13 protein-coding genes and 1 pseudogene are annotated in these 9416 nt (G+C 52.6%); all 14 read left to right on the top strand.

What is annotated here, in order from left to right; genetic code table 11:
• Nucleotides 1-360 (top strand): annotated as a pseudogene (locus tag AC128V_RS05525) (rRNA small subunit methyltransferase B); the annotation flags it as partial.
• 9 nt (nucleotides 361-369) lie between these two features.
• Nucleotides 370-1020 (top strand): ribulose-phosphate 3-epimerase, encoded by a 651-nt coding sequence (rpe, locus tag AC128V_RS05530; protein ID WP_482763680.1) that lies wholly within the window; start codon nucleotides 370-372, stop codon nucleotides 1018-1020.
• Nucleotides 1021-1043: 23 nt separating this feature from the next.
• Nucleotides 1044-1307 carry a phosphoribosyl-ATP diphosphatase gene (locus tag AC128V_RS05535; protein WP_482763681.1) on the top strand — a complete coding sequence of 88 codons (264 nt, stop codon included), beginning with the start codon at nucleotides 1044-1046 and terminating at the stop codon, nucleotides 1305-1307.
• The gene (gene hisG / locus AC128V_RS05540) at nucleotides 1307-2149 is read left to right on the top strand and encodes an ATP phosphoribosyltransferase (RefSeq protein WP_482763682.1); all 843 of its coding nucleotides are present in this window, start codon (nucleotides 1307-1309) and stop codon (nucleotides 2147-2149) included. The genes AC128V_RS05535 and hisG overlap by 1 nt, the downstream gene beginning before the upstream one ends.
• The gene (hisF, locus tag AC128V_RS05545) at nucleotides 2149-2904 is read left to right on the top strand and encodes an imidazole glycerol phosphate synthase subunit HisF (protein ID WP_482763683.1); all 756 of its coding nucleotides are present in this window, start codon (nucleotides 2149-2151) and stop codon (nucleotides 2902-2904) included. Before hisG ends, hisF begins: the two co-directional genes overlap by 1 nt.
• Complete coding sequence (hisI, locus tag AC128V_RS05550; protein WP_482763684.1) at nucleotides 2901-3221, top strand: phosphoribosyl-AMP cyclohydrolase; 321 nt, start codon at nucleotides 2901-2903, stop codon at nucleotides 3219-3221. Before hisF ends, hisI begins: the two co-directional genes overlap by 4 nt.
• Complete coding sequence (locus AC128V_RS05555; protein WP_482763685.1) at nucleotides 3221-4705, top strand: chorismate-binding protein; 1485 nt, start codon at nucleotides 3221-3223, stop codon at nucleotides 4703-4705. The genes hisI and AC128V_RS05555 overlap by 1 nt, the downstream gene beginning before the upstream one ends.
• A complete protein-coding gene (locus AC128V_RS05560) occupies nucleotides 4695-5183 on the top strand; it encodes a hypothetical protein (protein WP_482763686.1) in 489 nt (162 codons plus the stop codon). The genes AC128V_RS05555 and AC128V_RS05560 overlap by 11 nt, the downstream gene beginning before the upstream one ends.
• A gap of 35 nt (nucleotides 5184-5218) precedes the next feature.
• A complete protein-coding gene (locus AC128V_RS05565) occupies nucleotides 5219-5443 on the top strand; it encodes a DUF6704 family protein (protein ID WP_482763687.1) in 225 nt (74 codons plus the stop codon).
• Nucleotides 5443-6216: an indole-3-glycerol phosphate synthase TrpC gene (locus AC128V_RS05570; RefSeq protein WP_482763688.1), complete on the top strand. Its 774-nt coding sequence runs from the start codon at nucleotides 5443-5445 to the stop codon at nucleotides 6214-6216. Before AC128V_RS05565 ends, AC128V_RS05570 begins: the two co-directional genes overlap by 1 nt.
• 9 nt (nucleotides 6217-6225) lie before the next feature.
• A complete protein-coding gene (gene trpB, locus AC128V_RS05575) occupies nucleotides 6226-7431 on the top strand; it encodes a tryptophan synthase subunit beta (protein ID WP_482763689.1) in 1206 nt (401 codons plus the stop codon).
• Nucleotides 7428-8207, top strand: coding sequence for a tryptophan synthase subunit alpha (gene trpA, locus AC128V_RS05580; protein WP_482763690.1), 780 nt, complete (start codon nucleotides 7428-7430; stop codon nucleotides 8205-8207). The genes trpB and trpA overlap by 4 nt, the downstream gene beginning before the upstream one ends.
• 4 nt (nucleotides 8208-8211) lie before the next feature.
• Nucleotides 8212-9111: a prolipoprotein diacylglyceryl transferase gene (gene lgt / locus AC128V_RS05585; protein WP_482763691.1), complete on the top strand. Its 900-nt coding sequence runs from the start codon at nucleotides 8212-8214 to the stop codon at nucleotides 9109-9111.
• Nucleotides 9112-9165: 54 nt separating this feature from the next.
• Nucleotides 9166-9416 (top strand): hypothetical protein (locus tag AC128V_RS05590; protein WP_482763692.1); only part of this gene is annotated, 251 nt, incomplete at its 3' end.

Consider the following 9416-nt stretch of genomic DNA (forward strand, 5'->3'; position numbering starts at 1 on the left):
GCACCCTGCACGGGACTCGGATCAGTGAGGCGAAAGCCAGAATCACGCTGGCGCAAAACGACCGAGCAGCTAAGTGGACTAACCAAGCTGCAGGGCGAACTGCTCGATGCCGCAGCTAACTCTCTCAAGCCAGGTGGCTACTTGCTTTATTCGACCTGTTCACCACTAGTTCTTGAGACCAACACCCAGATCAAGCAGGCACTCGATAACCACCCGGAACTTGAATTAGTGAATGCAAATGAGGTTCTAAACAGAATCTCGCCACAATTGCAGATGGGTACCGATCGCAAGACGGCTCAGCTTTGGACACACCTTCACTCCACCGATGCGATGTTTATCGCAATCCTTCGCAAGAAGTAAGCTCGCGGTATGAAGATTCATCCTTCGATTCTGAGCGCAGACTTTGCGAATCTTGAGGCCGAACTAGCAACGATCTCGAGCGCCGATGCAGCGCACGTGGATGTAATGGATAACCACTTTGTGCCAAACCTGACCCTGGGTTTACCGATTGTTTCCAGGTTGTTTGAGGTGGCAAAAATGCCACTGGACATCCACCTAATGATTTCTGATCCAGAGCGCTGGGCACCCGCTTACGCGGAGCTCGGTTGCGAATCAGTGACCTTCCATCTTGAGGCAGCCTCAGACCCAATAGGTCTTGCAAGAAAGATCCGAGACATTGGCTCAAAGGCCGCAATAGCCATCAAGCCGGGCACGCCTTTTGAATCGGTGGCCGAACTACTGCCAGAAATCGACATGCTGCTACTTATGACCGTTGAACCTGGTTTTGGCGGTCAAAAGCTGATCCCAGAGACGATAACAAAGATTACCCAGGCTAGAAGTGCACTGAATTCAAGGGGTCTGTCTTTAGCTATTCAGGTTGATGGCGGTGTAACAGAGTCAAACATTTCTCAGCTTGCCGAAGCAGGAGCGGATGTTTTTGTAGCTGGTAGCGCTGTCTTTAAAGCAGAAAATCGCAACTTAGAAATTGCCAAGCTGAGGCAACTAGCCAACAGTCACTAGCGCTGGGGCGGTAACCTAGTGTCATGAAATCCTTTGACCAGCTCTTTGAAGAGCTCAGCATTCGTAACTTCGAGCGCCCAGCGGGGTCGCGATCGACCGAATTGCTTGAGCTTGGAGTGCATGCCATCGGCAAAAAGATCGTGGAGGAAGCAGCCGAGGTTTGGATGGCCGCAGAGCACGAATCTGATGAGCAATTAGCACTTGAGGCTTCGCAATTGATTTACCACCTACAACTGATCTTGATCGCCCGCGGAATTCCGCTTTCCAAAGTAGAGGAGCAGCTCTAATGCTTAAGGTAGCTATCCCGAATAAAGGCATCCTGTCCGACTCGGCTATTTCGATGCTCAGGGAGGCCGGCTATGCCGTTAGAAGAGACACTGCGGAGCTCCACCTAGTTGATGAGCAGAACCAAATTGAGTTTTTCTACCTAAGACCAAGAGACATCGCCACCTATGTCGGTTCCGGGTCACTTGATGTCGGACTAACTGGTTTGGACTTACTTAAGGATGCGCAATCCAAAGCGGATGAAGTGGCTGACCTAGGTTTTGGAGCTTCAACATTTAGATTCGCCGCGCCTGTTGAGTCCGGATTTCAATCGGTTGCAGATCTGCAGGGAAAGCGTCTTGCTACCGCCTACCCAAACTTGATTTCGGACTACCTAGCAGAGCAGGGAGTCAGGGCCGAAATCGTAAAGCTTGATGGAGCTGTTGAGTCAGCAGTGAAGCTTGGAGTAGCTGACGCTGTTGCGGACGTGGTCTCAACTGGAAACACCCTGCGCAAAGCAGGGCTTGCGATCTTCGGTCCGGTCATCCTGAAGTCGACAGCAAGGCTGATTTCCGCCCCTGGAAAGTCGAAGGAAGCGGCAAAGCTCCTCAGAAGACTTGAGGGAGTAATCGTCGCTAGAGAGTACGTGATCTTTGATTATGACTGTCCAGTTCACCTGGTTGCTCAGGCCACCAAAGTTACCCCTGGAATTGAATCACCAACTATTTCTCCGCTCGCGGACAAGGATTGGGTTGCAGTCAGGGCCTTAGTTAAGGCGGATCAGACCAACCTGATTATGGATCAACTCTACGAAATCGGTGCCCGAGCCATCCTGGTGAGTGCGATCCACGCCGCGAGAATCTAGTGCCAGCGATCCGAATAATTCCCTGTCTTGACGTTGCATCCGGGCGTGTAGTCAAAGGTGTCAACTTTCAGAATCTGAAGGACAGCGGTGACCCGGTCGAACTAGCCAGTCGCTACTACCTGCAGGGAGCCGATGAGGTCACCTTCTTGGATGTGGCCGCTACTGTCGAGAATCGTGGCACGATGCTCGAGATGGTTACCAGGTGCGCTGAGCAGGTCTTTATTCCACTCACCGTTGGTGGTGGTGTTCGGCAGCTGCAGGATGTCACCGAGCTGTTGGCATCCGGTGCGGACAAGGTGTCGGTAGGGTCCGCAGGAATAACGCGACCCGAGCTACTTAGCGAGATCTCCAGAGAGCATGGCAATCAAGTTCTCGTGATTTCTCTTGATCTAAAGCGAGCACCAACCAAATCTGGCTTCGGTGTCACATCACATGGCGGTCGTCAGTTGACAGAGCTAGATGCTTTGGAGTGGGTTCGTAAGGTTCAGGACCTGGGAGCTGGAGAGCTACTAATCAACAGCATCGATGCGGACGGCACCAGGGACGGCTTCGACCTAGAGCTAATCGAAGCCATCGAGAAGATTTCACATGTTCCGGTTATCGCATCCGGTGGAGCTGGAAAGATTGAGCACTTTGTCGCTGCAGCAAATGTTGGGGCGGATGCTTTGTTAGCCGCGAGCGTTTTTCACGAGGGCCTGTTTACGATTGCAGATGTGAAGGATTCCCTGCGCGAAGCTGGATTGGAAGTCAGATGAGAAATCTAGAGATAGGCGAAGTCAAATTTGACGAGCGCGGGCTAGTTCCGGTTGTCACCCAAGATGCTCATACCAAAGATGTATTGATGCTTGCCTACGCCAATCGCGAGACGCTATTGGAGTCATTGCAGATAAAGAGAATGGTCTACTTTTCAAGATCTAGGAATCAACGCTGGCTAAAGGGTGAAAGCTCTGGAAACTTCCAAGAACTTATTTCGCTGAGCCTGGACTGCGATGGCGACACCGTTTTGGCTTTGGTTCACACCGCTGGCCCAGCGTGCCACAATGGCACCTCAACCTGTTTTGAGGAGGACTGATGCTTAGCTTTGAACAAGTCAAAGACCTAGCTCAGTCCTATAACGTCATACCGATTAGCAAGAAGCTTTTTGCCGGGACAGAAACTCCCATGGGGGTGTATCAAAAGCTCTGCGATTCAAGACCGAACACATTCCTGCTGGAATCTGCTGAACAAGGTGTCTGGGGTCGTTACTCCTTCATCGGAGTGCGCTCACGTGGTCAACTTGTTGCAACTGAGGATTCTGTTCACTGGATATCGGATCACAGCGCTTTGCCATCAGGAGATATTCCAAGCGAACCTCTTGGTGCTTTGGAAGCCCTGCAATCGAGCTGGCACTCGGCTCCGGTGGACTTTCCGCTCAGCTCTGGCTTGGTCGGTTTTGTTAGCTGGGGAGCGGTCAATCTACTTGAGCGTTTACCCGAAGCCAAAGAAGCGGACTACCAAGTCCCACTTTTAGCTTTCAACCAGTTCAGTCAGCTGATTGTTATGGATCACCTAAGTGCAGAGCTAATCCTGGTGGGAGTTGTATTCGATGATGGCTCGGACCTTGAAGCCAGCTACCACAGAGTGCTTGCAGAATTAGCTGACGCGGAACAGCAGCTTCGAGGACCAACCCCGGCATTGATTTCAGAGCCGAGCTGGCCTGAGCCGGAATTTGAAAAGCGCACCAGCGAGTCTGACTTTCTTTCTCAAATCGAGCAGGCCAAGCACCACGTCCGACTGGGGGATGTGTTCCAGGTTGTGCTTTCTCAGAGATTTGACCAAAGGGTAAACGTCGATGCGATCGAGGTTTACCGAGCGCTTAGGGCGCTAAACCCAAGCCCATACATGTATTTGACGCGCTGGCAGGATAGTGATGGCGATTTCACCATCGTCGGATCCTCGCCCGAGGCGCTAGTCAAGGTAACTAAGGGCAAGGCAATCATGCACCCGATTGCCGGCTCAAGACCAAGGGGAGTGGACACCTCTACAGACCTTCGCTTGGCCGACGAATTGTTAGCGGATGCCAAAGAGCAGAGCGAGCACCTGATGCTGGTAGATCTCGCTCGGAATGATCTGCTCAAGGTTTGTGAACCTGCGACACTTCAGGTCACTGAGTTCATGCAAATTCACCGGTTTAGCCACATCATGCACCTGGTTTCGACCGTGGAGGGTGAGCTGCGCAAAGACCTGGGACCGGTGGCTGCGCTGCGCGCAACATTCCCGGCAGGAACGCTTTCCGGAGCTCCGAAGCCAAGGGCACTTGAGATCATCCATGACTTGGAGCCGAGTTATCGAGGACTCTTTGGCGGCGTAGTCGGATACTTTGACTTCCAGGGCAATAGTGACCTAGCGATAGCAATCCGTACTGCGTTCATACGAGATGGAATTGCCAGAATCCAAGCGGGTGCGGGAATCGTGCTGGACTCTGTCCCGCAAAGTGAATACGACGAAACCAAAGCCAAGGCAGCAGTCATGCTCAAGGCCATCGCGGCAGCGAATGCGATGGGTAATGCGGTCTAAGTCCTCTCTAGTTGTTTTAGCTCTAGCGCTCTGGTGGGTGCTGGTAAATCTTCCCTGGTTATTGGTCGGGGAAGAGGGATTCACCGGTGGGCAGTTGATTTCTGTTCTAAATCTTCTGCCCGCAATTGCCCTGACCGCAGTCTTTATCTCGCTTTACGGCAAGCTACGAAGAACTCTTCTCCTTTTGGTAGCCGGCATCACAGGCTTGGGCATCTTCATTTCGATCAGTCAAGACTTAGAAGCCAGTGCCGTTGTGATTGCGGAACTTGAGCGGCTCAGCGGAGTGCTCAACCCGGAGTCTCACGAAGCTGGAGTCTCGATTTCCTATCTGTGGGGGCAGTTTGCAGCGATTGGCGCTGGCATCGCGACTATGTTTGCAGTCGCATTTAGCCTCTTTGGATCTAAGTCCAAGTCGACAGCTACGGCAGAGACCGACCAAACCCATGACAACCGCTCACTATGGGATGAACAAGCTTGATGCTTGCTAGAATTGGCTAGTCGAAAGAGATAAACATGTCGCAGAACTCAACTGAACCAGGCCACGGAAACTCGGTAGCGTCTTGGACCACCGTCATCATCATCTTGGTGGCTTTCAGCGTTGGCACTCTGTTCTTCTGGCTTGACAACGCAGCAATGGTTTGGGCATCTGCAGTGCTTGCGGTCCTAGGGCCGGTAGTTGGTTGGATTCTAAAGCGCGCAGGCTTCGGTGTCGGCGGCAAGCACACCAAAGCGCACTAGTGCTTGATCAACTCTTTGTCGCGGCCGCAGAGGCTTCTAAAAGACGAGAGCTAGTTATCAGCGAGCAGGAACTGCTCGACAAGATTTCAAAAATTAGTGGCGCGATAGACGTTTACCAGTCTCTTTCTAAATCCAGTCAAATAAAGCTAATTGCGGAAATCAAAAGACGAAGCCCATCGCGCGGGTTTCTAGCCGAAATCCCATCAGCTGCAGATCAAGCTGGGCTCTACCAGCAATCTGGTGCTCACGCTATTTCAGTCCTTACCGAAGAGACTGGTTTTGGTGGCCGGCTCGAGGATTTGGTTGACGCTAGGTCAAAGGCGACCATTCCGCTACTACGGAAAGACTTCATCAGCACCGAATATCAGATTCTTGAAGCCAGAGCTGCCGGTGCCGACTTTATTCTTTTGATCTTGGCCTGGCTATCTCCAATACGTTTTGCTCAGCTTTATCGGTATGCCCACGAACTTGGAATGGGGGTGTTGGTTGAAACCCACACACTCGAAGAGATTGATGTAGCAAACCAACTGGGGTCCCGTTTGATTGGCATCAACACAAGGGATTTGCAAACCTTTCAGACTGACCTCGGGCTCTTTGAGAAAATGGCTCAAGCGCTAAACAAAGATGCCATCAAGGTCGCAGAATCTTCGGTGAAGAACGTTCAGGATGTAATTCGCTATCGCAACGCCGGAGCGGACGTTGCACTTGTCGGCGAAGCATTGGTTACGTCCGATCCTCGAATTTTGATCCCAGAGTTCACAAGTGTTGCTTAGGATTTAGAGATGCAAACAAATCTTCGTTCTCAGGCTGGGCCGTACTTCGGCGAATTCGGCGGAAGGTTTGTTGCGGAACCGCTGATTGCAGCCCTCGACGAACTTGAAGCAACCTATCTAGCCGCAAAGGCTGACCCGAACTTTGTCGCTGAGCTTGCTGAGCTGCACAAGACCTACACCGGCCGGCCATCGATTATCACCGAGGCGCAGCGCTTTGCCAGCCAGTTCGGCGACATGCGTATCTTCCTAAAGCGCGAGGATCTAAACCACACCGGTAGCCACAAGATCAACAACGTCATGGGTCAGGCACTGCTTGCTAAGCGCATGGGTAAAAAGCGAATCATTGCTGAAACCGGAGCCGGCCAGCACGGCGTTGCCAGCGCTACCGCGGCAGCCTATTTCGGTCTGGACTGTGTGGTCTACATGGGCGAGGTTGATACCGAACGCCAGGCTTTGAATGTAGCGAGAATGAAGTTATTGGGCGCTCAGGTAATTCCAGTAACCACCGGCTCCAGAACACTCAAGGACGCAATTAACGAAGCCCTTCGCGACTGGGTTGCAAACGTGGACAACACTCACTACCTACTTGGTACTGTGGCCGGTCCGCACCCCTTCCCAACCATGGTTCGCGACTTCCACTCCGTTATCGGAATTGAAGCGCGCGCGCAGATGCTGGAACTGACCGGACGTTTGCCTGATGTGGTAGCCGCCTGTATTGGTGGTGGCTCTAACGCAATCGGAATCTTCCACCCTTTCCTGGATGATCAAGACGTCGCACTCTGGGGCTTTGAAGCAGCTGGAGATGGAATTGACACACCAAAGCATGCTGCAACGCTGTCAAGGGGTCGCCCAGGGGTCTTGCACGGCGCTCGTTCTTACATGCTGCAGGACGAAGATGGTCAGACGATGGAGTCGCACTCAATTTCGGCAGGACTGGACTACCCGGGAGTTGGACCTGAGCACTCTTGGCTGAAGGACCTTGGTCGCGCAAACTACTTCGGCATTAGTGACGCCGAAGCAATGGATGCCATGCGTCTGCTATCCAGGACCGAGGGAATCATCCCGGCAATTGAAACCGCACACGCTCTGGCGGGCATGAAGCACCTTTCCACCATCCTTCCGGCCGGCGCGCACATCCTGGTAAATCTCTCCGGCCGTGGCGATAAGGACATGGAAACAGCCGGCAAGTACTTTGGATTGTTGGGGGATAGGTGAGCATCACAAACGACGTTCTAGAGCGGAACAAGGAATCTGGTCGGGGGACCCTCATTGGCTATTACCCAGCCGGTTACCCAACAAAACAGGACAGTATCGATTCGCTAGTTGCGATGGCCGAGAACGGTTGCGACATTCTTGAAATCGGCGTTCCCTACAGCGACCCAGCGATGGACGGTTTAGTAATTCAGCACGCCACAGAAGAGGCGATAGCTAACGGGTTCAAACTTCGGGACCTATTCGAGATCATCAAGGGCGTGCGTGAGAAGGTGGACACTCCGCTATTGGTTATGAGCTATTGGAACCCTGTGCTCTCCTATGGCGTTGAGAAGTTCAGCGAGGACTTGGTCAAATCAGGCGCTCAGGGCATGATCACCCCAGACCTAATTCCCGACGAAGCTTCAAAGTGGATAGATCTCTCCGACGAGCACGATCTAGACCGGGTGTTCTTAGTTGCGCCATCGAGCTCGGATGCTCGAGTTGAAAACAACTCCAAGTCATCAAAAGGTTTTGTCTACTCGGTATCGACAATGGGAATCACTGGTGAACGTGCCGAACTTGATCGCATTGCCAGATCTGTGGTGTCCCGAGTAAAGAGTCTCGGCGACACTCCAACCTGCGTTGGCGTTGGCATTTCGACAGCTGATCAGGTCCGTGAAGTGAACAGCTACGCCGATGGCGCGATTGTTGGTACCGCATTTGTAAAGGCCTACCAGCAGGGTGGACTTGCAGGACTCGTATCAAAGACTAAAGAGCTTGCCGGCGGATTAGGATAGCCCAGTGGATTTTCTTACCAGCATTCCCTCTCCTGAGATCAGCTTCATCGACCTAGGCCCGCTCCGCATTCACTTCTATGCACTTTTTATTCTCACCGGCATTGTCATCGCCTCATGGCTAGCGGACCGAAGACTTCATGTTCGCGGAGCTGAACGCGGTCTCTTTCTAGATATCGCGCTATGGGCAGTGCCAGCCGGCATCATCGGTGGACGTTTTTACCACGTCATCACCCACCCGAGAGACTACTTCTTTGAGGGTGCAGACTTTCTAGCCGTATTCCGAATCTGGGAGGGCGGCATGGCAATCTATGGCGCACTGCTGTTTGGAGCCGCTGGTTTTTGGTATGGCGCAAGGCAAGCAGGCTTGAGATTCTGGACCGTTGCAGACGCAGTTGCGCCGGGAGTACTGATTGCTCAGGCAATTGGAAGACTGGGTAACTATTTCAACCAAGAGCTCTACGGATTGCCGACCGATCTACCCTGGGCACTAGAGATTCCGTCCTCCAACGCTTCTTACCCAGCGGGTTTGCCAGATGGTTTGACCTTCCACCCGACTTTCTTGTACGAAATGATCTGGAACCTAGCAGCTGCTGGTTTGCTGATTTACCTCGGAAAGCGCTTGAATCTGCAGTGGGGTAAGCAATTCGCGCTCTACGTAATTCTGTATTCGACCGGACGACTTTGGATAGAAAGTATCCGAATTGACCCAAGTGAGATTATTCTTGGATTCAGAATAAACATGTGGTCAGCGTTGATCGGAATCGCCATCGGAGTTACCCTCCTGATTGTTCAGTCACGCCGCCACCCCGGCCTTGAACCGAGCATCTGGCTACCAGGCCGTGAAACTGTTGCGGAACCGGCGAAAAAGCCGCGCAAAACAGTGAAAGAGCCAACAGAAAGCTAGTTTTAGCCACCCGGGCCGACGATGTCCCTTTTGAATTTTCGATAGGAGACAAGCATGCCGGCCATAAGCCCATTCCAGCGCTTTAACGCTGGTCCTTCCGCGCAGGGACTCTATGACCCAAGCGCGGAAAAGGATGCTTGTGGTCTTGCAATGGTTGCAACCTTGCGCGGCACTCCAGGTCACGACATTGTCGACATGGCACTTTCCTCGCTAAGAAACCTCGAGCATCGCGGAGCTGTTGGTTCTGACGCTGGCACCGGTGACGGAGCAGGAATCCTGACACAGATTCCAGACCGCTTTTTCAG

The organism is Aquiluna sp. (genome assembly GCF_965064355.1).